The sequence below is a fragment of the Bacillus sp. FSL K6-1145 genome, assembly GCF_038003425.1.
Lineage (GTDB): Bacteria > Bacillota > Bacilli > Bacillales > Bacillaceae > Bacillus > Bacillus pumilus.
The window spans coordinates 660,711-687,470 of the sequence record NZ_JBBOPC010000001.1; the positions used below are offsets into that span (position 1 = coordinate 660,711).

A 26,760-nucleotide genomic window follows, 5' to 3' on the forward strand; every position below is an offset into this window, starting at 1 on the left:
ATGAATGACTTGCAGCCAATCACACGTATCAGAAGCTGGATGAGAGAGCACCAAGATGAAGCGATTGCGCTTCTTCAGCAAATGGTGCAATGTGAGAGCACCCAAGGGAATGAACAAGGTGTGCAGCAAATCGTAGCAAATAAGCTGTCTGCCATTGGTTTTGATGTAGATGTATGGGACATTGGCGGAGAAGACTTGCTAGAACACCCGTATTTCTATTCCCCGAGACGTTCCTTTAAAGGAAGTCCCAATGTCGCCGGACGATTGAAGGGAAAAGGGGGCGGCAAATCCATTTTATTAAATGGGCACGTCGATGTTGTGCCAGCAGGAGATACGAAACAATGGACATATCCGCCCTACAGCGGGCATATCATAAACGGGAGACTTTATGGACGCGGGGCAACAGATATGAAAGGCGGAAACGTTTCTTTACTCTTTGCACTAGAGGCACTGCATGCACTACAGATTCCGCTGAAAGGAGATGTCGTGTTTCATAGTGTCGTCGAAGAAGAGAGCGGCGGTGCAGGCACCCTTGCAGCCATACTGAGAGGGTATACAGCAGATGCGGCCATCATTCCAGAACCAAGTCATATGAAAATCTTTCCGATTCAGCAGGGATCTAAGTGGTTCAGACTGCATATTAAAGGAAGGGCAGCTCATGGCGGAACAAGATATCACGGCGTTTCCGCTATTGAAAAAAGTATGATCGTTCTTTCACATATAGCAGCACTTGAAGAAGAACGAAATCAGCGCATCACCGAGCCGTTATTTCAGCATATCCCGATTCCAATCCCCATCAACATAGGGAAAATTCAAGGCGGTGATTGGCCGTCCTCTGTAGCTGATCTGGTCACAATGGAGGGAAGACTTGGTGTGATGCCAGGTGAGACGGTTGAGCAGGCAGAGAAGGAACTAGAAAATTGGATGATGGGACTTGGGGAAAAGGATGAATGGTTCAAAGAGCATCCTGTTGAGGTCGAATGGTTTGGGGCAAGATGGCTTCCAGGCTCAATTGATACGGATCATCTACTTTTAGGTCTATTGAAGGAACAATATGAAGCGGTCAAGAAGGAGCCGCCAAAGATCGAAGCCGCTCCTTGGGGAACAGACGGCGGATTACTGTCACAGGCGGCAGGTATCCCGATCATCGTCTTCGGACCTGGAACAACGGAGCTTGCCCATTTCCCGAATGAATCCATCGACATTGAGCATGTGATTGAAGCAGCGGAAATTATCGCAGGTACGATGGTGGAATGGTGTGAAGCAGCGGAGTGATATGAAAACGATCACAAAAAAAGAAGGCTGTCTCACTCAGCCTTCTCTTTATGTGTGTCTTGCTGCTCACACATATACGTCACTGGACAAAAACGAAGAATGCCAGATGCCAGTTTCATTCCGCCGAACATGATGCTGAAAAGAAGCATTTTACTCCATGGTTTTCTAGCATATAAAGAACCAGCTACAGTACATATTGTCATTCCACAGGCAATTCGAATGAGCGCTTCCATTAAGCCGAGATTAGGTTTCATTGAAGGTAAATCTCCTTTTTTAAATATTTTAAGTGTGATTTCAAGAAATTGTAACGTTTCATTAATGCGTAACGTGGTTCGTTATGTTACGATAGGGCTAATACAAATGAAGGAGAGTATGTGAATGTCCGAACGTACTTTTAATTGGAGAAACAATGACATCCGCACACAAATCGATGTAGTCGACTCAAAAATAGTTCCAACACTCCTTTTAACGAATGGACTCGTGCTAAACCCGTTTTTAAAACAATGGGTGAAGGCAAATATTTGGATACATGATGATCGAATTGTTTATGTCGGAGCAGAGCTTCCTCAAAATAAATCAGCTAAACGTGTGATTGATTGTGAAGGGAAATACATTGTGCCTGGGTATATAGAGCCTCACGCGCACCCGTTCCATATTTATAATCCCCAATCACTTGCAGAATATGTGTCTCAATTTGGCACAACAACGATGGTCAGTGATAACTTATTTCTTCTTTTGCAGAGCAATGAAAAGAAAGCGCTTTCCACTCTGTGTGAATTAAAACAGCAGCCATTTCAGTATTTCTGGTGGTCTAGATATGATCTTCAAACTGAAGTCAGATATGAAGATGAGATGCTTCCTATCAACTACCGGAAGGAATGGATTGATCATCCTGATGTCCTTCAAGGCGGCGAATTAACAAGCTGGCCAAGATTGATGGACGGTGATGATCTCATTTTATATTGCATGCAAGAAACGAAGAAGCAGCGGAAACGAATTGAAGGGCATTTCCCCGGAGCTTCTGAGAAAACGCTAACAAAAATGAAGCTGTTTGGCGCGGACAGCGATCATGAAGCGATGAATGCAGACGATGTGCTCAAACGCTTGTCCCTTGGCTACCATGTCTCACTTCGTCATTCTTCCATCCGCCCAGATTTAGTGAACATTTTAAGAGAGCTGCACGAGCGTGATTTTAGACACTATGATCACTTCTTCTATACAACAGATGGAGCAGCGCCTCATTTTTATGAGGAGGGTATGATTAATCGTTTGATTTCAATTGCCCTTGAAGAAGGCGTGCCTATCATCGATGCATACAATATGGCGACCTTTAACATTGCGAAATACTATCAAATTGATGACCTATTAGGTGTTGTCGGTCCAGGACGTCTGGCTTCATTGAATGTGTTAGATGATCCAATGAATCCAAATCCGGAAACGGTGATATCTAAAGGGGTTATCCTCAAATTAGATGGAGAGAACCAGCATCAATTTCAAGAAACTAAATGGGAAAATGGAGGGCTTGTTCCATTAGATTTAGGCTATGATCTGACGACGAGTGATTTGCAATTTTCCATGCCGCTAGGTGTCAAAATGAGAAATGCTGTCATCATGGAGCCTTATACAGTGGAGATTGATAACTCTGTGAACCAGCTGTCATGTGATCATGATCAAAGTTTCTTTAGCCTGATTGACCGAAAAGGCGAGTGGCGTGTGAATACGATGCTTAAAGGCTTTGCAAACAAAGTGCAAGGTTTTGTCAGCTCATTTTCGCTCACGGGTGACATTTTAGTGATCGGGAAAAATAAAGAAGATATGATGCTGGCACATAAGCGAATGAAAGAAATCGGCGGGGGAATCGTCCTCACAGAGAACGGGAAAATTTTACACGAAATCCCGCTGCAATTATCAGGCTGTGCCTCTGCTGAACCGTTTGAGACAGTTCTTCAGCAAATACAAACCTTGCGTGAGTTGCTCATTGAGCGAGGCTATCCATTTGATTGCCCAATTGATACACTTGTCTTTTTCCAAAGTACCCATTTGCCGTATATTCGAGTGACACCAAGAGGAATATTTGATGTCATGAAAAAAACTGTACTCTTTCCGTCTATAATGCGTTAAAATATAACAGAGTGGAGCTGTATCATCTTTGCCACATTTCTGACAACTGTTATAGGGCAGACGTGAGCAATGGATCTCTTCACTGCCATGTAAGTGAAAATACTTATGTGGAGTTGTTGAAGCAGAGGGCTTTGACATGACGAGTGAAATGGCCTGATTGAAAAATGAATCTGTCGGTTACGCTGACCGACCAACATATTTTGAATAATTGAGCGAGGCGGGGCGCATGTTTGTGGTCTCGCCGAGCTTTCCGCACAACCTGTATTTTTAGGGCAGACCTAATCAAGCAGAAGTGTTCTTGATATCGGAAGCAAACAAGTTTGTCAGATTGTCGAACAAGGAAAATGACAGAACTTGTCGATTTTGTATACGATAAAGAAGCTTCGGCTTACGAAAGAACTGACGGCATTTCCAGCGTATAACCAAACCTGTCATGATTCGTTCAAAGCTCATTGCTGAGGTTGAAAAAAAATAGTCAGGAAAGATACCGCTTTCTCCGCAGAATGTCGTGCGAAGCGGTGCCAATAGTAAAGGAGAAGATGTATAAAGATGCAAATTGATAAATTAAGGGGCAAAAGCTTAGATCAGTTATTCAACTCCATCTTATCCCTTAAAGACCTGGAAGAATGCTATCGATTCTTTGATGATTTGTGTACCATCAATGAAATCCAATCTTTATCACAGCGTCTTGAAGTAGCACGTATGCTTCGCGAGGGGAACACGTATCATAAAATTGAGACGGAAACAGGTGCGAGCACTGCAACCATCTCACGTGTCAAACGCTGCTTGAACTACGGAAATGATGCCTATACAATGGCACTTGACCGCGTAGCAGAACAGCAGGCAAATGACGAAACAAAATAAAGCAGCTTTCACTGTAAACAATCCTTTTCAACAAGAATGGTGTTGTTTACAGTTTTTTTATGAAGAGCGCTGAAAAGACAAGCAAGGACTGGCTTGAAAGAAGCAACAAACGTGTCATTTAACCGAATAACTTTATCAGAAGGTTGTGGAGAAGAAAAAATGAGATTCAATGCTTTGATTCCAGAGTTATCTGTAACAGATATCGAAAAGTCTAAATGGTTCTATATAGAATTGCTTGGTTTTAAATTGGAATATGAGCGTGAAGACGATAAATTTATATTTGTTTCGTTGGAAGAGGAAACATAAATGATGTTAGAAGAAATCAATGGCCATTGGGACACTGGGGAGTTAAAACACCCATTTGGACGGGGAATCAATTTTCAAATAGACATTAAAGACGTACAGCCTGTCATTGACCGTTTAAGAAAGCAAAACATTCCACTATTCAGAGAGCCAACTGTTAGCAAATATAAAAGTAATGATACTACGTTTATACAAAAGGAATTTCTTGTTCAAGATCCTGATGGATATTTACTTAGGTTCTCGCAAGAAATGGCAGGTTAACATGAAAGTCTCTCCCAGAATAGGCCGCGATTGTTGAATAAGTAAAATTAAGAGTGGCTGCGGCTACTCTTTTTTATTTTGAGATACATGAGTACAGATACAAAAAATTGACTATTGCCGAAAAGGACAACGGTTATTTTTAAATTTGTGTTACTGCCATTCCCTTTGAATGTTTCTCGCTTCGGAAAGAGGCAGCCAACTCTGATCATCATCATGTCTATTGAAAAAGTCTTTAAAATAGGAATCTCCTTTAAACACAATGATTTGTGAACCCCATCATTCAGTGGCATCTACTGCAACCACGACACGATATACTTCTCCATCAATTGGCTTCAAATCAATGAGATGTTCAGCTCTATTTATCAGTGTCTGGATGGACAATCGCTTGATTTTTTGAGGTGTTTTGTTTGTACAAATAAAATCATAAGCAACTGGTAGAGGAAGATGCCAATACCCTTGTTCAATATCTGCCGGGAACTCTCGTGTACTTTCCTCAATTCTTGTAACCATCTCATTCGTCTTCCGTTTCATCCCGCGAACCTTTTTCTCACGCATCCTCCATCTCTCCACTTCCTGGTCATTTGCCCTAAGTTCTTTATACGCGATTGAGCCAAAATGTCAATTGAAAAAAAGGTGCAAAAACGCACCTTTCTCAAACTAGACGGATGGCTGTGTCCCTGTAAAAATAGGCACTTCACTTGTCTGACCATTTTCTTGTCTATAGACAATATGTTTCTCATTAAAATGAATGGGAGATTCAATACCAGCGGCTGCGGATAAGTTAAACAAGCCTTCTCTTAGAGAAAGGATATAATTGCAGACTCGGTATTTCTTTTCTTCAATTGATAAACCCTTTTGCAGTTTTGGATCAGTTGTGGCGACCCCGACTGGGCATTTATTCGTGTGGCACACTTGGGCGCGAATGCATCCGACTGAAAACATGAGTCCCCGTGCGATATTGACAAAGTCAGCACCCATGGAAAGGGCAATTGCAATTTTATCTGGTGAGAGAAGTTTGCCAGAAGCAAAGAGTTTGACCTGATCTCTGACACCGTATTCCTTCAATATTTGATGAACCATTGGGAGTGCCGTGAAAATCGGCAGCCCTGCGGAATCTGCCAATTCATGAAAAGATGCGCCAGTGCCGCCTTCTCCGCCATCCACTGTAATGAAATCAGGGTGCTTTCCGCTTTTTTTCATGTACGTTGCAAGCTCTTCAATGTTTTCTTTATGTCCGACCACAAGCTTGATGCCGACAGGTTTTCCGCCTATACTTCGCAGCTGTTCAATGAAATCAAACATATCCGGAATGGAGTGGAACATCTCAAATCGGTTTGGGCTGTCAATGGATTGATGGGGCGGCAATTTACGGATGTTCGCAATTTCTTCGGTGACCTTTTCGCCGTCAATATGACCTCCGCGTGTTTTTGCTCCTTGAGCCAGCTTCAGCTCAAAGGCTTTGACTTCCTCATGCTCGCTTTTTTTCTTAAATTCTTCAAAGGAAAAAGCGCCATCTTCTGTTCTCACGCCAAATAGACCGGGCCCAATCTGGCATATGATATCGGCTCCGCCTTTGAGGTGATAGGGAGAAAGCCCGCCTTCACCTGTGTTCATCCACGTACCGCCAGCCATTTTTAATCCCGAGGATAGTGCTGTAATGGCCCTGTCGCCTAAAGATCCGTAGCTCATGGCAGACTGTCCAATCAGGCCTTTTACACGGAATGGCTTTTGACATGTGTGCTCGCCAATCACTTGTACATCGTCTTGATGGAGATAGTAAGGTTTTGCTTCGACCTCTTTGGTATGTTCACTTCTTCGTAGTAAATTGTCTTGATCAATCTGATACACTTTTGTTTGGATTTTTTCAGATTGATCGATGCGTAACTCATCTCGCTGCTTTGGAAATAGAACATTGCGAATGTAGTAACCAGGCTTGTCAAAATCACGTTTTGATCCAAAGCCCATCGTCCGGCTTTTGTACTTCCCAGACATGACAGCTTGCTCGTATTCTCTTCTTGAGAAAGGAAGCTCCTCGCGATCATTCAGAAACAGATATTGGCGAAGCTCAGGTCCTATTTTTTCGAAAATAAACCGCAGCTTTCCAATGACCGGATAATTTCGCAGGACAGAATGCTCTTCCTGTTTTTCATCTCTCATCCAAATCCAGATGAATAAAATGATTGGTATGATGAAACAAATCACTAATAGTGCGCCAACAATGACAATGAAAGTTGTTGTCACGAAGATCCCCTCTTTTCTCTATCATTGTTGTTGTTATTCCACTTTTCATTGAAAGAGAAACCACTTCAACATATTGTGACGTTTAGAAATGAAAAGCCGGGGTAACTTACAAATAAGATCATAAGGGGAGGGAACTTACATGAATAAGCGTCCGAATGCGTATGTACTTGCAGGATTAGGGGTTGGTGGTGCTGTGTTATTAGCAGTGAAAAATAAACAGCATCTCAAAAAATGGGCAAGCATGTTCCGCTCAGATGAAAAGATTCCTGAAAAAGCTGGACATCCTGATCCATTAGATATTCAAGACAACAAGATGGTCGATGAAGGGGCCATGACATCCGTCCATTATTTCAATGAAGTGAGACAATAGCTTGGAAAAACCGTTTTGACCATTCAAAACGGTTTTTTCTTGTCTTTCTTTTGACGTTATATCGATGAGGATCGACAATCGTAAAACCGATTAGCCCTTTGTGATCAGGCGTCGAGAAATGAAATTCAATGCCTGATAAATGATAGGTTGAGAGAACGTCCTGATCTGTAAAACGTAAAGAAAGCTCGTCCTCATACACGGGTGCATGCTTCAAAACTTCGGCTTCTTCTGCAAATAACTCCAGACCAGCTACTCGTCCCTCTTTGTCGATATCTGCGTTCATACATTCATTCACATTTAATTCAATGGTTTCTTTGATTGTCCCGATTCCCACAGGCAGGAGATAGATGTATCCGATGTCGATCGTTTGATCATATGTGATGGTTCTTTTCATGTGGGTCACCTGCTTTATGTATGGTTTTTTGATCAATAGTAAAATGTCCCTTTATTGTATAATAACATGTGGTGATACAAAGCTCTTCTATCAGTGAACGGTCAAAGATCATCCCTCTTAGCTCCTAGATGGTTTCAGCATTCTAACCTAAAGTCACGAACCCCATTTTCAAAAGAATGAAACTTTTAGCTGAAGGAGGTTACCCATTTTTTGCGGTCACTGATTTTGTTATAATATTTAAATGGAATGAAACGAATGGAGGAACGTTTTTCATGTATGATGTTACCGAGTGGAAGCATGTCTTTAAACTCGATCCAAATAAAGAAATATCCGATGAACAGCTAGAGGCAATTTGCGAATCTGGTACGGATGCTATATTGATTGGCGGCAGTGATAATGTGACAGAGGACAACGTGCTTCAATTGATGTCAAAGGTCCGCCGGTTTCTTGTGCCATGTGTACTCGAAATCTCAACACATGAAATGATTGTGCCGGGCTTCGATCTGTATTTCATCCCGACTGTCTTAAACAGTTCTCATCCTGATTGGATTGTTGGGCTTCACAAGGATGCGATGAAGGAATTCGGTGATTTGATGTCGATGGAAGAGATCGTGCCTGAAGGCTATGTTATTTTAAATGAAGAGTGTAAAGCGGCCAAGCTCACAGAGGCAAATACAGCACTGGACATCGATGACGTAAGAGCATATGCAAGAGTGGCAGAGCATTTAATGAAGCTGCCCATTTTTTATCTAGAATACAGCGGAACGCTTGGAGATATAGAACTTGTGAAAGAAACGAAAGCAGTGCTTTCTGATACGGTTCTTTTTTATGGCGGGGGCATTGAAAACGCAAAGCAGGCGGAAGATTTTGCGCAGCATGCGGACGTGGTTGTTGTAGGAAACGTCATTTATGACAATTTCAAAGAAGCATTAAAGACAGTGAGCGCAGTCAAAAAGTCATCATAGTCAAACAAGACGAAAAGGGTTAAAATAGAACATAAGTTCGAATTGGCGGTGAATGAAATGAATGAAATATCGAATCATCTATTAGAAGGGCTAAATGACGCGCAAAAAGAAGCGGTCAAAGCAACAGACGGTCCGCTACTCTTGATGGCAGGAGCAGGAAGCGGGAAAACGCGGGTGCTCACACACCGAATTGCCTACTTAATGGCAGAAAAGCATGTGGCTCCGTGGAACATTTTAGCGATTACGTTTACAAATAAAGCAGCACGTGAAATGCGTGAGCGTGTCCAAGCCATTTTAGGACCTGGTGCGGATGACATTTGGATCTCTACGTTCCACAGCATGTGTGTGCGTATTTTACGACGCGATATTGACCGTATTGGTGTAAATCGCAACTTCTCTATATTAGACACATCTGATCAGCTTTCAGTCATTAAAAACATTTTAAAAGAACGAAATATCGATCCTAAAAAGTTCGATCCTCGCAGCATTTTAGGATCAATCAGTAGTGCAAAAAATGAACTCATTGACGCAGAGGAATACGCCAAAACAGCCAGTGATTTCTATGATCAAGTGGTTAGCGACGTCTACACAGATTACCAAAAGCGATTACTTAAGAACCAATCACTCGATTTTGATGATCTTATTATGATGACGATTCGTCTGTTTGAGCGCATCCCTGAAGTATTAGAACACTATCAGCGAAAATTTCAATACATTCATGTCGATGAGTATCAGGATACGAACAGAGCGCAGTACATGCTTGTGAAACTGCTTGCTCAACGTTTTCAAAATATATGTGTGGTCGGTGACTCGGATCAGTCCATCTACCGCTGGCGCGGAGCGGATATTACAAACATTCTCTCCTTTGAAAAAGACTATCCATCCAGTGAAGTGATTCTGCTTGAGCAAAATTACAGATCGACGAAACGTATACTGAATGCCGCAAACACGGTGATTCAAAACAATTCAAACCGTAAGCCGAAAAACCTTTGGACAGAAAATGATGAAGGGGCGAAGATTGCCTATTACCGTGCAGATAATGAGTTCGGCGAGGGTCAATTTGTTGCTGGAAAGATTCATCAGCTTCATCAGAGCGGTAAGCGTAAATTATCCGATTTTGCGATTCTTTATCGAACCAATGCCCAGTCTCGTGTCATAGAGGAAACATTATTGAAGTCAAACATTCAATACAACATTGTCGGCGGCACAAAGTTCTATGACAGAAAAGAGATCAAGGACATTTTGGCGTACTTACGCCTAGTAGCTAACCCAGATGACGACATTAGCTTTGCACGAATTGTGAACGTACCAAAGCGCGGAATCGGTGCGACATCTGTTGATAAAATCGCAGCATACGCGGAGATGAATGACCTGTCTATGTTTGAAGCGCTTGGTCAGGTAGATTTCATTGGACTCAGTGCAAGGGCAGCCAATGCACTTGATGAATTCAAACAGCTCATTGATCAAATGACAAATATGCAGGATTATTTATCTGTCACAGAACTAACAGAAGAAATTTTAGAGAAAACAGGCTATCGTGAAGCACTAAAGGTTGAAAAAACGATTGAAGCACAAAGCCGTCTAGAAAATATTGATGAGTTTCTCTCTGTGACTAAGAACTTTGAAGAACAAAATGAAGACAAGTCCCTTGTGACCTTCCTGACAGATCTCGCTCTTGTCGCAGACATTGATAAGCTGGATGAGAATGAGGAAGAAGATCAAGATGCGGTCATTTTAATGACGCTTCACGCCGCAAAAGGTCTAGAATTCCCGGTTGTCTTCTTAATGGGCATGGAGGAAGGTGTCTTCCCGCACAGCCGCTCATTAATGGAAGATGCAGAGATGGAAGAAGAGCGCCGCCTTGCTTATGTAGGCATCACACGGGCGGAAGAAGAGCTTTATTTATCAAGTGCCAAGATGAGAACACTCTTCGGCCGGACAAACATGAACCTTGAATCAAGATTCATTCGAGAAATACCAGCCGATTTATTGGACAACCTAAATGAGAAAAAAGAAACGAAAACACCATTTGGCCAAACTAGAGAAAGACCACAAAGACGGGGACCTGTCTCACGTCCGCAAACTCAAACCATTCAAAACACAGGCGGCGGAAGTATTGGCTGGGCTGTGGGCGATAAAGCGGCTCATAAAAAATGGGGCGTTGGAACAGTTGTGAGCGTAAAAGGCAGTGGAGACAGCACGGAGCTTGATATTGCTTTCCCAAGCCCTACAGGCATTAAGCGTCTTCTCGCAGCATTTGCGCCAATTGAGAAGCAATAAACCGATAGGACATATAAAACGGATGAATTGAAAGGAAGAAGCAGATGGATAAAGAAGCAGCGAAACGCCGGATCGAGGAACTGCACCAGATTTTGAACCAATACAACTACGAATATCATACACTGGATCGTCCAAGTGTTCCTGACGCTGAATATGATGCGCGGATGCGTGAGCTGATCTCTTTAGAGGAAGAGCACCCTGATTTAAAAGCAGCGGATTCTCCCTCACAAAGAGTCGGAGGCGCTGTGTTAGACGCCTTCCAAAAAGTGCGCCACGGCACCCCGATGCTCAGCCTCGGGAATGCGTTTAATGAACAGGACCTTCTTGATTTTGACCGCAGGGTTCGTCAAGCAGTCGGTGACGATATTGCATACAATGTCGAGCTGAAAATTGACGGACTCGCTGTTTCTCTCCGTTATGAAAATGGCCTGTTTGTCCGAGGTGCCACACGTGGAGATGGGACAACGGGTGAGGATATTACAGAAAACCTCAAAACCATTCGATCCATCCCGCTCAAAATCAAACGTCCTTTGTCAATTGAAGTGAGAGGCGAGGCATTTATGCCAAAACCTTCTTTTGAAGCATTAAACGAAAAAAGATTACAAAACGAAGAAGAGCCGTTTGCGAACCCGCGTAATGCGGCGGCAGGCTCGCTTCGTCAGCTTGATACGAAAATTGCGGCGAAACGAAACCTTGATATCTTCGTCTACAGTATAGCGGAGCTTGATGAAATTGGTGTTGAATCGCAAAGCGCGGGACTTGATCTTCTCGACGAACTTGGCTTTAAAACGAACAAAGAAAGACGGATGTGCCAAACGATTGAGGAAGTGATCGAGCTCATTGAAACACTAAAAACGAAGCGTGCCGACTTTTCATATGAAATCGATGGAATTGTGATCAAAGTCGATTCGTTAGCTCAGCAAGAAGAGCTCGGCTTTACAGCAAAAAGTCCCCGCTGGGCTGTTGCGTACAAGTTTCCAGCTGAAGAGGTGGTGACAAAGCTGCTTGATATTGAACTAAGTGTCGGGCGTACAGGTGTCATCACACCAACGGCGATCCTTGAGCCTGTCAAAGTAGCAGGAACGACAGTGCAGCGAGCTTCCCTTCATAATGAAGATTTGATCAAAGAAAAGGATATTCGCCTTTTTGATCAAGTGATTGTGAAAAAAGCGGGCGATATTATTCCGGAAGTCGCAGGTGTACTGATCGATCAGCGTACAGGAGAAGAAAAGCCGTTTCACATGCCGACTGAATGCCCAGAGTGTCATAGTGAGCTGGTGAGAATTGAAGGCGAAGTGGCTTTGCGTTGCATCAATCCAGAATGCCCTGCCCAAATACGTGAGGGACTCATTCACTTTGTTTCCCGCAATGCAATGAACATTGATGGGCTTGGCGAGCGGGTCATTACACAGCTTTTCCAAGAACAGCTTGTCTCTCGTGTGTCTGATCTTTACCGATTAACGAAAGAAGAGCTCATTCAGCTTGAGCGAATGGGCGAAAAATCTGTCGACAATTTACTGCGTTCGATTGAGCAATCGAAAGAAAACTCTCTAGAGCGTTTACTATTTGGACTCGGTATACGATTTATTGGCTCTAAAGCGGCGAAGACCTTGGCGATGCATTTCGGTGATATCGATCAATTAAAGCAAGCGACGAAAGAACAATTACTCGAAGTCGATGAAATCGGTGAAAAAATGGCTGATGCTGTCGTCACATACTTTGAGAAAGAAGAAATACTCAATCTGCTAAATGAACTAAAAGAGCTTGGGGTTAATATGACCTACACAGGACCAAAACCGGTGAAGGTTGAAGAAAGTGATTCCTATTTTGCAGGCAAAACCATTGTGCTGACAGGGAAATTAGAAGAAATGGCTCGAAACGATGCAAAAGCAGCGATCGAAGCACTAGGCGGTAAACTGGCAGGTAGTGTGAGTAAGAAAACAGATTTAGTCATAGCCGGAGAAGCAGCGGGAAGTAAGCTGACAAAGGCAGAAGAACTCAATATAGAAATTTGGGACGAAGCTAAAATGCTCGAGGAGCTAAAGAAATAAGAGGAGTGTTTTCTATTGAAAAAGTTGTTATTGCTGCTGACAATGCTCACACTGATATTGTCAGCGTGTGCACCTTTTGGGGGAAAGGAAGAGGAAGAGGTCACACAAAAAACGGATGAAACGAAGGAAACAGCCATCATCCCGATGTACAATATCTCTGACTCCTATTACAAAATGGTGCTGCCGTTTAAACAAGGGGCTGCGAGAGGATTAACAGCAGAGCGTCTCAACACACGCTTGGATATCGATGAATTTGAAACAGGACTCATGCGCCTTGCAACAGAGTCATTTAATACAAACGACTACCTTTTCCAAGAAGGACAGCATTTTGATGAGGACACCGTTCTTGGCTGGCTGGCGCGCAAAAAAACAGGCAGTGATCTGAAAAAGGCAGAAAAAGAAGATAAAGACTTTAAGAATCTAGGCTTAAACCCTGCTCTTCCGAACTCAGGTTCAACAAAGTCTAAAAATGAAAGTAGTCCAATTTACTTAGCTTCGATGCTAGAGCATAATTACTTAATTCGAAAAGATAAAAACAGCTTACAGCTTGGCGGAGTTGTCATTGGACTTGCGCTGAACTCTGTTTATTATTACCGTGAAAATATCGGTGACCCGCAGCAAGAAGTGACGATCGATTCTTCGAAAAATTCAAAGAAACTTTTGGCAGAAGGCGAAAAAATTGCTGAACAAGTGATCAAACGAATTCGTCAAATGGATGGGCTGCAAAAAGTGCCTGTCATGATTGCCCTTTATAAGCAAGCACCAAAATCATCTATCGTTCCAGGAAACTTTATCGCCAAAACGGATGTGAAAGCGGGCTCAGCTGATATCGGCAATTGGGATACGATCAAAGAGGAGAATGTCTTCTTCCCTTCAGATAATGCGAAAGGCAACTACAAAGATGATTCCGAGCGATTTGACCGCTTCAAAACAAAAGTCGAAGACTACTTCCCGAATTATACTGGTGTCGTAGGAAAAGGGTTTTACAAAGACGGCAACCTGCAAAAAATGAAAGTCGAAATTCCAATGCAGTTCTACGGAAAAACGGAAGTCGTAGCCTTCACGCAATATTTAACAGGTGAAGTCATGGATTACTATAAGAGTACGAATATCGAAATTAACATCACATCTTCAGATCAACAAGAAGCCTTGATCACGAAAAATGCTGAAGACAAAGAACCAACCGTCCATATATATGACTAAATAAAAACCGCCTTTTGGCGGTTTTTTAAATTAGTCATAATGTATCAAATTATGAAAATATTGTTATAAAAAGTAGAAGTGTAGAAAATAATGTATTATTATGGGTGATAATGAAGAGAAAATGGAGATCACTATGAAAAATAAATCATTTTACTTTTTATTAGGGGGACAATCCCTAGCTAATTTTGGGGATTCGCTATATGTCCTCGTATTGACCATCCTGACATATCAATTAACAAATTCTACACTGATTGCTTCAATGGTGGCTGTCTCACAGTTTGTTGGACAAGCACTTGGAGCGGTACTCATTCCTTTCTTTATGTATCAATTTAAGCTAAAAAGACTCATTATCTATTTACAAATGTGTCAAATTGCTTTCTTCGGTTGCTTAATTTTCATTTATATTCTACAACTATCAACTTTTACTATTCCTCTCTTTTTTATCATTGTATTTTTCCTTTCTTTGATAGATGGAGGAACCATTCCAGTTCGAAATTCGATGATCCCACGTCTAGTAGAAAAGAACTTTTTACTAAAAGCAAATAGCTATATCTTAACTTCTGATCAAATGGTCCTTTTACTAGGCTGGCTTTTAGGAGGGCTGTTTATTGGCATTCTTGGACCACAGTTTCTCCTATTGACGACACTTGTTTTATACAGTTTGTCACTCATATCTATGCTCTTTATCATTGATACTGGGGCTGCAGCTAAACAAGAGCAACAGTCTGAATCATTTGCTACAAGGGTCTTTTCAGGGTGGAAGCTCATGTATGAAAAACCAACTATTCGAACATTAACGATTTTAGAAATGCTATCCATGAGCGGTAGAAGTATTTGGACTGGTGCCATTATCCTTGTGTATGTCACAGAAGTTTTACATCAGCCTGAAACATGGTGGGGCTTTATTAACGCAAGCTATTTTGGCGGAACCATTCTAGGCGGCCTGCTTGTGTTGCGGTTCGCAAAGCATGTGGAACAGCGTTTGTTTGATCACATTTTTTACAGTTCGGTGATCGTAGCTGTGCTAACCCTTTGCTTAGGATTGAATCATTCTGCATGGATGAGTTTGTTGTTTGTCTTTTTATTAGGACCAGCCTTTCAGCTTCGCAGTATTTCCATTCGAACCTATGTACAAGATACACTGAGTGAAATTGAATTGCCCAAAATACTATCAGCTCAACATACACTATCAACTTTTATATACGGAATGTCCATCCTCGTTATGAGCACCATGACCGATCTCTTTGGGGCAAGAGTCGTCTTTTTTATAAACGTTGCCCTGTTTACTGTGTCGGCTTTCCTAGCGTCTAGATTAAAAAATGAACAAATTTAGACATTTTATCTCAATTATTTACAAAAATACCATTATGTGATTTAATATGTTGGTAGAAATGTTAACTATATGAAAAGTAGAGGTGGCGTAATTGACTAATAGTTTAGTATATTGGCCATTAACACATCCGCAGCGGCGCGTGATGAACATGGAAACATTTTATCCAGGAACACCGATCAATCATATTGGCGGTATCATTTTCGTCAATGGGCCATTGCAGCTCGATAAACTGAAGCAGGCCATTGCATCTTGTATCATGATGACAGAATCTCTTCGTCTCAAGCTAGTAGAGAAAGATGGTGAAACGCTTCAATACGTTGATCCAAACGCCGATAGCCCTATTCCTACCTATGAGTTTTCCACACATGAAGACATGCTAGAATGGGCCGAAAAAGCCTTCAAAACACCATTTCAATTAACAGAAACCTCTCTCGCCGAATTTGCGGTACTAAAAATCAGTGAACAACAATCCGGTTATTTCATCAAATGCCATCATACAGTAGCAGATGGATGGTCGATGAAAGTAATCATCGATAAAATTAGCCAGCTTTACACTGCTCTTACCCACAGCTCCTCTATCGAACAAGAAGCAGACAATCACTCTGTATTTATTGATAAAGAATCAAAATATATGAACTCCCCAAGATTTAAAAAAGATCAGCAATTTTGGAAAGAAGCATTATCTGATGTGTCTGATAGTTATTTGGTACAGGGAACTGACCAAATCAAAGGCCATCGGCAAAGCCATTATCTTGATCGACAACTCTCAGAACGAATCTATGAATTTATAGATGTCCATCATTGTTCAATCAACTCTTTATTTACTTTAGGACTCTTCGTCTACTTGCATAAAAGATACCATCAAAAAGATTTTATTATTGGGACGCCAGTTCTCAATCGTTCCGGACAAAAGGAAAAAGCCACGTCCGGTATGACCGTAAGTACAATGCCATATCGAATGAAGATCGATCCTCATCTCTCTTTGTTAGAAAGCTTAACAGACGTTCAAAAAAGCTATAAGGCTTACTTCCTGCATCAGCGTTATCCCTATGATGCACTTGTCAAAGATTTAGAGCTTGCAAAAGCAGGGTATGATCAGCTTTTTCAAATCTATATCAACTCCTACAGCACAAATATGGTGCAGGAGATGGAAGGATACAAGGTTGAATACATAGAGCTTTACAATGGCTTCCAGCCATATGGCTTACAAGTTGCTGTGAAAGAATGGGATGAAAAAGGGCAAATCGAGCTTCAATATGATTACAAGATCTCAGATTACAGCAATGAAGATATCGACTTTCTACACGAAAGAATGCTTCTCTTTGTCGAAACGATACTCGCTCAGCCAAAGCAGCTGTTAAAAGACGTACTTCTCATGACAGAAGTCGAGACACATCGACAGCTATATCACTGGAACGACACAGGCATGCTGTTTCCACAGAAACAAAAAATCCATGAATTGATCACAGACATGTCAACGTCTTCTCCTGATCGAATTGCACTTCAGGACGGATCTCATAGCATGACATACGGTGAACTTGAGAGAAAAACCAATCAAATGGCGCATTTTCTACAAACACATGGCTTACAAAGACATGACTTTGTTGCCGTATGTATGAATCATTCACCAGAACTTATTGTGCTGCTGCTGGGGATTTTAAAGGCTGGAGGCGCATATGTGCCGATTGATCCTGAGTATCCAGAGGAACGTATTCAGTTTATTTTGGATGACAGCCAGGCAAAGCTGTTTTTCACAGATGACGCATCTGCATACCATTTTAATGGCGATACGTACAATATCTACAACGTGTGGGATCAGTTCGCTCAGTATAATGCGGTACATCCATTCATTGGAGATGCTGAAGATGTCGCATATATGATTTATACGTCTGGCTCTACAGGACAGCCAAAGGGAGTCATGATTGAGCACCGAAGCTTAGTGAACTATATCATGTCTGCCAAAACACACTATACTGATTCATCAGATGATCATTTTGCCTTGTATTCATCCATTGCGTTTGATTTAACCGTGACATCCATTTATACGCCATTGGTCATTGGCAGTACCGTGATGATCTATCGTCAAGAGGATCAGCCAGGCTTTTTATTAGAACATATTTTGTTTGATCAAAAAGCGAAAGTCATCAAGCTGACACCAGCTCATATGGCACTGCTAACAGATGCTGCACTTTCTCAATCAGTTGTGAAACGGATGATTGTGGGCGGAGAACAATTATCGACCGCTTTGGCCAAAAGAATCACAGAGGCAAGTGATGGAAGGATATCTATCTTTAATGAATATGGACCAACTGAAGCAACCGTTGGCTGTATGATTCATCAATTCCATCAAGATGATGAAGGGGCATCTGTGTCAATTGGTGTGCCAATGCCAAATACAGAGATTTACCTTTTAGATGAGCATCAGCAAGCCGTGCTGTCTGGGACAGTAGGAGAAATCTATATTTCAGGTGCAGGTGTTGGCAGAGGGTATTGGCAAAGACCTGATTTGCAGGAATCACGCTTTCTGCCCAATCCATTTGTAAATGGTCGCCGCATGTATCGAACAGGTGATATTGCCAAACGAGCAAATGATGGAAAGATTGATTACATTGGCAGAATTGATCATCAAATCAAGCTGCGAGGCTACCGGATTGAGCTCGGTGAAATTGAACTTGCACTGATGGCACTTGAAGAAGTTGATAAAGCAGCGGTTATTGATCTAACCGATGAATCTGGAGAAAAACAGCTGGCTGCCTATATTGAATTGAAAGAAAAACAGATGACGTCCTTTTTACTTAGAAAGAAATTATCAGATCAGCTTCCAGCTTACATGGTACCTGCCTATTTTGTTGTACTAGACGAGCTCCCGCTCACTCAAAACGGAAAAATCAATCGGACGGCACTGCCTGATCCATTGCTGTCTCAAGAAACAGCTGTTGAGTGGTCCAAGGAAACAGCGGACATTGAAGAGATCATCGTAGATACAGCAAAAGGCATCTTAGGGCATGAAACAATCGAACCGGCTGATCATTTTTATCAGCTTGGCGGAGATTCCATTAAGGCGATTCAATTTATTGCGAAGTTAAAAGACAAAGGACTCTATTTAAAAACCAAGGATCTTTTTACTTATCCCATTTTTAGAGAAATGGCACAAGTCGTTCAGCAGGAACCTGTCATACATATCTCACAAGAGCAAGCTGTGGGTGATGTGAAATCGATTCCAATTATCGAATGGTTCTGGTCCCAGCGGTTAAAAGATGAACATTTCTGGCATCAATCCATCATTGTTCATTCAAAGAAAAAGATGGATGAAGCCATCGTGCAGGATGTTCTCAAAGAGCTCGTCATTCACCACGATGGACTAAGGTTAAAAGTACATGAGGCAACAAACACACTCTATTATGATGAAGACATTCAAGATTTTCCGCTGATGATACACGATTTCACGGCATTGTCAGAAGAGAATGTGGAAGAAGCGTTACAAGAAGTAGGATATCAGATCAAGCAAAGGACTCATCTTTATCAAGGACCATTGATTCAGGCTGCGCTTTGTCAAACTGATTCTCAATCACATCTCATCTTTGCCGCCCATCATCTATTAGCTGATGGTATGTCTTGGCAAATTCTTGTGGAAGACTTGATTCAATTATTGCATGCAGAGAAGGTTACAGCAGAAGTACTTCCGTCTAAAACCCATTCCTATCAAACATTTGCCGAGCGGGTGAATCAGTATGCAGTATCAGAGGGTGTAAAAGAGTCGGTCAGCTATTGGCAAAAAGCGGTGCAAAATATACAGCCTCTGTATCCAGTTTCCTCAAATGAAGGATATGTCAAAGACGAAATCAAATTAACCACCGCATTATCAGTGGAACTCACGAATCAATTGCTCAATCAAGCGAATCAAGCGTATCAAACGCAGCCGCATGAACTGTTAATTTCAGCCTTGACGCAAGCCTGTTATCAGCAAACGAATCAAGAGCGGATTTCTTTGGAATTAGAAGGTCATGGCAGGGATGCAGTAGAGGATGAGATTGATGTATCTAGAACGTTTGGCTGGTTCACCACCATGTATCCTGTGAATGTTCAGGTGTCTGAATCTCTCTCGGATCACATACGAACTGTCAAAGAAACGATACGTGAAGTGCCAAATAAAGGTGCAGACTATGGGCTGTTGTCACTCATCAATAAGCAGCTTCCTCCTCATTCAGCGCCGCAATTACGCTTTAACTATCTAGGTGAAATTGATCAAGTGCTGAAACAATCATCTGATTATAAGATGTCTTACTTTACATCGGGGATGGATTCGTCATTGGATAATCCATTAACAACCGTCATCGATATGGTCGCTACCATCAAGGGCGGTCAGCTGATTTTTCATCTTTCTTTCAGCGATAAACAGCTGTGTGAAACAGACATGATGCAGCTATTGCAAGCGGTAGAGCAGCAAATTGAGCATCTTGTACAGCATTGCTTAGAGAAAGAAGGAATCGAATTTACACCGTCTGATTTTGAAACAGTGGATATGTCTCTTGAAGAAATGGATTCATTATTTACATGAGGAAAAATCAGCATGTTATCTACATTTCATTTTTATTAGCGGTCTTATGGATAAGCAGCTTTGCCGGGGGGACACATGCAAAAGCAGTGATTTCATCTAAAGCCGTTGATCAAGTGATAGAGGAACAGATGGAGCTTGGACGCATTCCAGGCATGTCCGTTGTGGTTGTGAAAAAGGACGAAGTGGTGTACCAAAAAGGCTTTGGTTATGCGGATCGAAAGAAAAAGAAGCAAGTGACAGCCAGCACTTTCTTTGAAATTGGATCTACATCAAAGGCGTTTACCGCTCTTGCGATTGTGGAGTTAGAGAAGCAAGGGAAACTTCATTTAAAAGATCCGGTGAGCAGCTATATTCCAGGTTTTTTTCCAACATACAATGGAAAGCCTCAGCGTTTAACGGTGGAGCAATTAATGCATCACACAAGCGGCATTCCCTTTCAATCCATTGCGCTTATCCAGCCAGATACTACAAAGGATGCGTTGAAAAAAACAGTAGATCAGCTGAAATCAATCGAGCTTAATCGTAAGCCAGGCAGTTCCTTTGAATATGCGACCATCAACTATGATGTTCTTGGTCTCATCATTGAAAATGTAACAGGAACATCGTATGAGGCTTATATGAAAGGACTGTTTAAAAGGCATCATCTTGACCAAACGGAGGCTGGGCTAAAACGGATGAAATCCGGCGCTGTCTCAGAAGGGTTTAAATTGCAATTCCTTGCTCCGCATGCTTATAAAGCACCAGAATATCGAGGCAACACTCCGGCAGGCTATATTGTGATGAATAGTCAGGATGTGGGGACTTGGCTGCAATATCAATTGACCGATTCAACTTGGTCTCGCTTTGTAAAAAATCCTGATCACTTAACTGTGAATGTCCCAGAAGAAGGGAAGCATGTCTATTACAATGCCGGCTGGTATATAGAAAAGGCACATGAGCAGGTAGACTCGCTTTTTCATGCGGGCTCTAACCCTAACTATTCATCATTTTTTCTGATCCAGCCAAAAGAAGAGGTTGCGATCGGAGTGTTAGCAAATATGAATAGCAGCTACACAGAGCAAACAGCACGTCTTATTGCCAAAACGATCACGGGTACAAATGAGGAAGTAGAGTCATCAATGGACCCTTTTCAGCTCATTGATCAGTTGAGTCTTGGTGCCACATGTCTTTTTATTTTGCTGCAAATAGTGTCTATCGTTCGTTTTATCAAGTGGAAAAAGCGTGTAAGAAACGGCGCTTTCGTTCGCAGGGACATGTCACTTCGCGTCTGGCTGAAAAGTAGCGGCTGGGTGCTACTGCTAATTGGGATATTGATCCTGCCAATCATTGTTGCGCAGCTAGCCTTTAATGGGCTGCCTTGGAAAATGACTTTTGTATGGGGACCTTCCTCTCTCATTGAATTAGCGATTTCTTATTATTTGTTTTTCATTTGGTTTTGTACGATTGGTTTCATCAAAGGATTTATGGTGACATCTCCTGCTGGAAAGAGAGGAAAAAAAGATGACCGTCAAACAGATTTCGGGCATTCATCCTTATAATGATTTGTTTTATCGCAGCTGTTTTTTCAATTGCTTTTTTCCAATTGTGAAGCTGCATGATCAAGAAGTTTCTCCATACTTATTAAATGATCAATTTGCCTACGGGCTTACAGAGCACGGCTTGTTGCAGATTGACTGGATGTCGGCACACGATCCAGAAAAGATTATGAATTTACAAGGCATTCAAGTAGAAAAAATGACGTATTGTCCCAACCTCATTGAAAAGGTCAAGCAAGATGTGACGTGTGACCGCCCGGTAATTGTATGGGTAGACCCTTACGTTCAGCGAGGTAGAAAAGAGTATTTGACAACCCATAGCCGTCATTCCATTTTAATTACGGGATTCGATGAAAATCAGCAAATCTTTCACGTATTAGAGAATCGGCATTTAGATAATTTGTCTTATGAGCATCAAGTGCTGTCATTTAAAGATGTACAGAAAGGGTATGACACCTTTCATGATCATTTTCAGCCGAATGATCAATTTCATTCCTATGCGGCCTTCTACTTTGATCCGGACAAGCTCTCGACTGAGTTATTTGATCAAAAAACGACTTATTTCCTGAGAAATATGCATGGTCAGATAGACGTAATAGAAAAAGGAATCGCAGCTCTTGAAACATTTTATGAGCAGCTTCCGCAATGGGATGATATCGAGAAGCTCGTGGCGTCGTTCAATCAGATCATCAATACGAAGAAAGTAGAGCTGTATCGGCTGAATCTCATCAAAGGCGATCTACCTGAGCTGGTGGGATGGATGGAACGTATTTTAGCAGAATGGGAGAAAGCAAGGCATCAGGCAGCAAAACTCCTTTTTTCAGGTGAGATGTCTAGTAGGTACCAAGCCAATATCAAAGCTTCTTTAGAACAGATCATCCAGGATGAAAAACACTGGCTGGAAGCGTTGGCAATCAAATGCAAAAGGGAGTGTGGCGTGTCGTGAAGTTATTTTGCTTACCGTATGCAGGTGGAGCCAGTACCGTATTCAGTACGTGGAAATCTTATATAGACCGGTCGATAGAAATTCATGCCCTTGAACTCCCTGGGCACGGGACAAGAATGACAGAGCCTGTACTAACCGATTTACAGCAGGTCGCAGATGATCTTTATGTACAGGCGTCCTCCTCCTTAAAAGAAGGAGAGCCCTATGCCATTTTCGGTCATAGTATGGGAGCCGTCCTTGCATATGAATTACAAAAAAGAATGAAAACAAGGTTAAACAGAGAGCCTGTTCATGTCTTTTATTCTGGGCGCTTCCCGCCACATATTCCAGAAAAGAAAGTCTATCATCAGCTGTCAGATTCCAAATTAAAAGAAGCGATCATTGCGATGGGAGGCGTTCCTGAGGAACTTGCTGATAACCATGCAGTGCTTGATTTCTTTCTGCCGATTTTAAGAGCAGACTTTCAGCTTTTGGAGACCTATTTATGTGATGAAGTCGTTCCAGCTGCTTGTCCAATTTCTATTTTTTATGGTACACGTGATTTGCCTTCTGTGCTGTTTGATTTAGACGATTGGGATCAATATACAAGTGAAGATTGTGCGTTTTTCGAATTCGATGGAGATCACTTTTTTATTCATTCATTCACAAATGAAGTCGTTGAAAAAATCAATGTCATTTTAAAGCGAATTGGAGTGTTGGAGAAATGAACACGAAGCACGTAGGCGTGATTGGAGCAGGTGTCATGGGGGCTGATATGGCATTAGACCTTTCAGCAAATGGCTATCAAGTCACATTAGTTGATGTCACAGAAGAAAAGTTAAACGAAGCGCTGGAAAAAATTAAGAAGACCTATCAATTGGTTCAATTTGTGAGAAAGAAGAAAATCTCATTGTCTTTAGAAGATGTATTGTCTCAAATCCAGCTGTCAACTTCACTTGAAGGACTACATGACGCGCATATCGTCATTGAAAATGTGACGGAAGATTGGGAGATTAAAAAACCTATTTATGAAGAGCTACGAGATATTTGTGCGAAAGAAACCATCTATTTTGTAAACACAAGCTGTATCTCCATCACAAAGGTAGGTTCCCTTATGCATCACCCTGAGAATGTCATTGGGGCGCACTTTATGAACCCTGTTCCTCTTAAAGCGTTAGTTGAAGTCATTAGAGGTAAAGCAACTTCTGATGACACAGTGGAAACGGCAAAAGATTTCTTGAAATCGTTTGATAAAACACCAGTTGTGGTGCATGATTTTCCGGGATTTGTTTCCAATCGTGTGCTGATGCTGACAATCAACGAAGCGATTTGGGCGGTGCAAGATCAAGTCGCTACGCCAGCGGATGTCGATAAAATTTTCCGCGGAGGTTTCGGTCATAAAATGGGACCACTTGCGACAGGAGACTTAATTGGGCTTGATACGATTTTGAATTCATTGCTTGTTTTATACGAGAGCTACAAAGATCCGAAGTTCCGTCCATGTCCTCTGCTTGTCAAAATGGTTGATGCAGGCGAGTACGGCAAAAAATCAGGCAAGGGCTTTTTCCAATATGACATGTGAGAGGAGAATAACCAATGGCTAAGCAAATTAAGTGTGTTGTCTGGGATTTAGATCATACATTATGGGATGGAATTTTACTTGAGTCAGATGAAGTGAAGTTAAAACCATCGATGAAGGAAGTACTAACAGAGTTAGATGAGCGCGGCATCCTTCTTTCTATAGCAAGCCGGAACGATGAAGCAGCCGTGAAGGAAAAGCTTTCTGCCTTCGGAATCGAACATTTCTTTCTCTATCCAGAGATTCATTGGAATGCCAAATCTAGTTCATTAGAGAGAATCAGCGAGCGCCTAAATATTCATAAAGATACCATTCTCTTTATTGATGATCAGCCATTTGAACGAGAAGAAGTGAAGGCTGTTCATCCAGAGATTACGTGCTGGGATGCAGTGGATTATCTGTCATTACTCACTGATGATCGGCTGCGTCCAGTCTTTATCACAGAAGATGCTAGACGACGCAGAAGAATGTACTTAGAAGCGGACAAAAGGCAGCAGGAAGAAGAGAAATATGAAGGGCCGCCTGAGAAATTCTTGGCGTCTTTACATATGAAATTCGTGATATCAGAAGCAGGAGAACAAGACCTCCAGCGCGCTGAAGAATTGACTGTCCGTACCAATCAATTAAATGCGAGCGGGAAAACCTACGATTATGAAGAGCTTGATTTCTTCCGTCAATCAGATTCTCACTTCCTGCTTGTCTGTGAACTTGAAGATAAATTCGGTTCCTATGGAAAAATTGGACTCTCATTAATAGAAGAAACAGGTGACACATGGCATGTCAAACTGCTGCTTATGTCTTGCCGCGTCATGTCTCGTGGTGTTGGGACCATCTTACTCACAACGATTTTGCAAGAAGCGAAAAAGCGAGGAAAGCGGCTTGTCGCTGACTTTAAACAAACCGACCGAAACCGCATGATGTACATCACATATAAGTTTGCGAATTTCAAAGAGATTGAGAAAGGGGAGGACGGCTATATCTTGTTTGAAAATGATTTAAGCATGATTCAGCCTTTCCCAGAATACGTAGATGTCAATATTGAATTAAATCAGAAAGACCCAGCCAAACAATAAAAAAGCGAAAAGCGAGGAGATTAAATCATGAACCTACACGAACAAGTAAGAGCCTATATCGAGCAAAACCTAGTGGTATTTGATGAGGAAATTGAACTTGGAAATGATGATCATATTTTTGAACAAGGCTTTGTGAATTCTCTATTTGCGATGAAACTAGTGAACTATATCGAGCAAGACTTTCAATTCCAATTAGATAACGAAGACCTCGACATTGCTCATTTTAGTACGGTCAATCGCATTGTCGCCTTAATTGAGAGAAAACAACAGGGGGCGGCTCTTCATGAAAACAGCTGAACAAACGATCAATGCCGTTGAAGAAATTCGCCAGTATTGCGATGAACATATCCGTCCGTTTGCCAATGAATTCGATGAGACGGAACATTTGCCAGAGTCACTGATTCGAGATATGGCAAAAAGAGGCTACTTGGCAGCAGGTATCCCATCTTCCTATCAAGGGCTAGGGCTTGATCCAATCGCATATGGACAGTTCACGGAACAAGTGGGAAAAGCTTGCTGTAATGTACGCACATTATTGACAGTGAATTCACTTGTAGGAGAAGCCATTCTTCGTTATGGAACAGAAGACCAAAAACAAGGCTGGCTCGTTGAATTAGCCAAGGGAGAAAAAATCGGAGCCTTTGCTTTGTCAGAGCCGAATATTGGTTCAGATGCCAATCATGTTGAAACAAGCTATCAAAAGGAAGGGCAATCCTATGTATTAAATGGGAAGAAAAAGTGGATTTCCTTTGGAGCGATTGCCGATTTCTTTATTGTGATTGCAAGAGACGGTGAACAAGTCACGGCATTCCTTGTCGATCGAAATCAGCCGGGTGTAGAGATTGAGAGGATTACAGGAATGATGGCCAACCGAGCGTCATATTTAGCGGAAATCACCCTCGATCATGTTCAGGTTCATGAAGACTGTGTCTTAGGACCAGTTGGAGGCGGATTTAACCATGTGGTGTCACTCGCATTAGACCATGGAAGATACAGTGTCGCTTGGGCAGGGCTTGCCATCGCACAAGAAGCCGTTGATTCTCTTGTCACGTATTCGCGTAAAAGAACACAGTTTAATGAAAAATTGTACAAGCATCAAATGATCAAAGGCATGATCGGAGATGCGGTGACCCAGCTCCATGCAGCGAGAGCCTTATGCCTAAAGGCTGGGGAAATGAGAGAAGCGAATCATCCTGATGCGATCACTGAAACATCCATCGCAAAATATTTCACCTCTAAAATTGCCGTTGACATTACAAATACAAATGTCCAAATTCATGGCGGAAGTGGATTTAGCCGGGAAAACTCAGCTTCAAGACTATATCGTGAAGCAAAGGTGCTTGAAATTATTGAAGGAACTTCGCAAATTCAGCAGCAGGTTATTGCTAACTATGGTTTACGCCATTATTTTGTGAAACATTCTTAGAGA

22 protein-coding genes and 3 pseudogenes are annotated in these 26,760 nt (G+C 42.0%); 21 read left to right on the top strand and 4 right to left on the bottom strand.

Annotated features, from left to right (window positions below; genetic code table 11):
- Positions 1-9: 9 nt before the first annotated feature.
- Positions 10-1,275 carry a peptidase gene (locus tag MHH41_RS03275; protein ID WP_113386802.1) on the top strand — a complete coding sequence of 422 codons (1,266 nt, stop codon included), beginning with the start codon at positions 10-12 and terminating at the stop codon, positions 1,273-1,275.
- A gap of 32 nt (positions 1,276-1,307) precedes the next feature.
- Here the strand turns inward: MHH41_RS03275 and MHH41_RS03280 are convergent, their stop codons facing one another.
- On the bottom strand, positions 1,308-1,529 hold the full coding sequence (locus MHH41_RS03280; RefSeq protein WP_034320223.1) for a YgaP family membrane protein: 222 nt from the start codon (positions 1,527-1,529) through the stop codon (positions 1,308-1,310).
- 124 nt (positions 1,530-1,653) lie between these two features.
- Here MHH41_RS03280 and MHH41_RS03285 point away from each other — a divergent pair, with 124 nt between their 5' ends.
- From MHH41_RS03285 to MHH41_RS18770, 4 genes are all read left to right on the top strand, one after another.
- The gene (locus MHH41_RS03285; RefSeq protein ID WP_003214450.1) at positions 1,654-3,396 is read left to right on the top strand and encodes an adenine deaminase C-terminal domain-containing protein; all 1,743 of its coding nucleotides are present in this window, start codon (positions 1,654-1,656) and stop codon (positions 3,394-3,396) included.
- Between the two features lie 549 nt (positions 3,397-3,945).
- Complete coding sequence (locus MHH41_RS03290) at positions 3,946-4,260, top strand: YerC/YecD family TrpR-related protein (RefSeq protein ID WP_003214053.1); 315 nt, start codon at positions 3,946-3,948, stop codon at positions 4,258-4,260.
- Between the two features lie 93 nt (positions 4,261-4,353).
- Entirely contained in the window at positions 4,354-4,566 is a 213-nt protein-coding gene (locus MHH41_RS18765) for a hypothetical protein (RefSeq protein WP_445661603.1), read from the top strand.
- Positions 4,567-4,824 carry a hypothetical protein gene (locus tag MHH41_RS18770; protein ID WP_445661604.1) on the top strand — a complete coding sequence of 86 codons (258 nt, stop codon included), beginning with the start codon at positions 4,567-4,569 and terminating at the stop codon, positions 4,822-4,824.
- A gap of 150 nt (positions 4,825-4,974) precedes the next feature.
- Here the strand turns inward: MHH41_RS18770 and MHH41_RS03300 are convergent.
- Positions 4,975-5,379: pseudogene (locus MHH41_RS03300) on the bottom strand (DUF3916 domain-containing protein).
- A 102-nt stretch (positions 5,380-5,481) separates the two neighbouring features.
- Entirely contained in the window at positions 5,482-7,065 is a 1,584-nt protein-coding gene (locus tag MHH41_RS03305; RefSeq protein ID WP_050945723.1) for an FMN-binding glutamate synthase family protein, read from the bottom strand.
- Positions 7,066-7,204: 139 nt separating this feature from the next.
- On the opposite strand from MHH41_RS03305, the gene MHH41_RS03310 reads away from it, so the two are divergent.
- Positions 7,205-7,435, top strand: coding sequence for a hypothetical protein (locus MHH41_RS03310; RefSeq protein WP_003214314.1), 231 nt, complete (start codon positions 7,205-7,207; stop codon positions 7,433-7,435).
- On the opposite strand, the gene MHH41_RS03315 is transcribed toward MHH41_RS03310, so the two are convergent.
- Positions 7,416-7,829, bottom strand: coding sequence for a DUF2283 domain-containing protein (locus MHH41_RS03315; RefSeq protein WP_335365519.1), 414 nt, complete (start codon positions 7,827-7,829; stop codon positions 7,416-7,418). The genes MHH41_RS03310 and MHH41_RS03315 overlap by 20 nt on opposite strands.
- Before the next feature lie 272 nt (positions 7,830-8,101).
- Here MHH41_RS03315 and MHH41_RS03320 point away from each other — a divergent pair, with 272 nt between their 5' ends.
- The 15 genes and pseudogenes from MHH41_RS03320 (at position 8,102) to MHH41_RS03380 (ending at position 26,757) form a co-directional block, all read left to right on the top strand.
- Complete coding sequence (locus tag MHH41_RS03320) at positions 8,102-8,794, top strand: heptaprenylglyceryl phosphate synthase (RefSeq protein ID WP_041816135.1); 693 nt, start codon at positions 8,102-8,104, stop codon at positions 8,792-8,794.
- 57 nt (positions 8,795-8,851) lie between these two features.
- Positions 8,852-11,074, top strand: coding sequence for a DNA helicase PcrA (gene pcrA / locus MHH41_RS03325; RefSeq protein ID WP_050945726.1), 2,223 nt, complete (start codon positions 8,852-8,854; stop codon positions 11,072-11,074).
- Positions 11,075-11,118: 44 nt separating this feature from the next.
- Positions 11,119-13,125: an NAD-dependent DNA ligase LigA gene (gene ligA, locus MHH41_RS03330; RefSeq protein WP_253622885.1), complete on the top strand. Its 2,007-nt coding sequence runs from the start codon at positions 11,119-11,121 to the stop codon at positions 13,123-13,125.
- Positions 13,126-13,140: 15 nt separating this feature from the next.
- A complete protein-coding gene (locus MHH41_RS03335) occupies positions 13,141-14,328 on the top strand; it encodes a CamS family sex pheromone protein (protein WP_003214281.1) in 1,188 nt (395 codons plus the stop codon).
- 133 nt (positions 14,329-14,461) lie between these two features.
- The gene (locus MHH41_RS03340) at positions 14,462-15,661 is read left to right on the top strand and encodes an MFS transporter (RefSeq protein ID WP_034620241.1); all 1,200 of its coding nucleotides are present in this window, start codon (positions 14,462-14,464) and stop codon (positions 15,659-15,661) included.
- A gap of 91 nt (positions 15,662-15,752) precedes the next feature.
- Positions 15,753-17,045 (top strand): annotated as a pseudogene (locus MHH41_RS18775) (condensation domain-containing protein); the annotation flags it as partial.
- Between the two features lie 138 nt (positions 17,046-17,183).
- Positions 17,184-18,314: pseudogene (locus MHH41_RS18780) on the top strand (amino acid adenylation domain-containing protein); the annotation flags it as partial.
- A 12-nt stretch (positions 18,315-18,326) separates the two neighbouring features.
- Complete coding sequence (locus tag MHH41_RS18785) at positions 18,327-20,219, top strand: condensation domain-containing protein (RefSeq protein WP_445661617.1); 1,893 nt, start codon at positions 18,327-18,329, stop codon at positions 20,217-20,219.
- A complete protein-coding gene (locus MHH41_RS03350; RefSeq protein ID WP_340865683.1) occupies positions 20,216-21,757 on the top strand; it encodes a serine hydrolase domain-containing protein in 1,542 nt (513 codons plus the stop codon). The genes MHH41_RS18785 and MHH41_RS03350 overlap by 4 nt, the downstream gene beginning before the upstream one ends.
- Positions 21,720-22,700, top strand: coding sequence for a C39 family peptidase (locus tag MHH41_RS03355; protein WP_050945730.1), 981 nt, complete (start codon positions 21,720-21,722; stop codon positions 22,698-22,700). The genes MHH41_RS03350 and MHH41_RS03355 overlap by 38 nt, the downstream gene beginning before the upstream one ends.
- On the top strand, positions 22,697-23,407 hold the full coding sequence (locus MHH41_RS03360) for a thioesterase II family protein (protein ID WP_050945731.1): 711 nt from the start codon (positions 22,697-22,699) through the stop codon (positions 23,405-23,407). The genes MHH41_RS03355 and MHH41_RS03360 overlap by 4 nt, the downstream gene beginning before the upstream one ends.
- Positions 23,404-24,261, top strand: coding sequence for a 3-hydroxyacyl-CoA dehydrogenase family protein (locus tag MHH41_RS03365; protein WP_003214220.1), 858 nt, complete (start codon positions 23,404-23,406; stop codon positions 24,259-24,261). The genes MHH41_RS03360 and MHH41_RS03365 overlap by 4 nt, the downstream gene beginning before the upstream one ends.
- Positions 24,262-24,275: 14 nt before the next feature.
- Entirely contained in the window at positions 24,276-25,331 is a 1,056-nt protein-coding gene (locus MHH41_RS03370) for an HAD-IIIC family phosphatase (RefSeq protein ID WP_340865684.1), read from the top strand.
- Between the two features lie 27 nt (positions 25,332-25,358).
- Positions 25,359-25,628 (top strand): acyl carrier protein, encoded by a 270-nt coding sequence (locus MHH41_RS03375; protein WP_050945733.1) that lies wholly within the window; start codon positions 25,359-25,361, stop codon positions 25,626-25,628.
- Positions 25,615-26,757 (top strand): acyl-CoA dehydrogenase family protein, encoded by a 1,143-nt coding sequence (locus MHH41_RS03380; RefSeq protein ID WP_212046320.1) that lies wholly within the window; start codon positions 25,615-25,617, stop codon positions 26,755-26,757. Before MHH41_RS03375 ends, MHH41_RS03380 begins: the two co-directional genes overlap by 14 nt.
- The last annotated feature ends 3 nt before the right edge of the window (positions 26,758-26,760 follow it).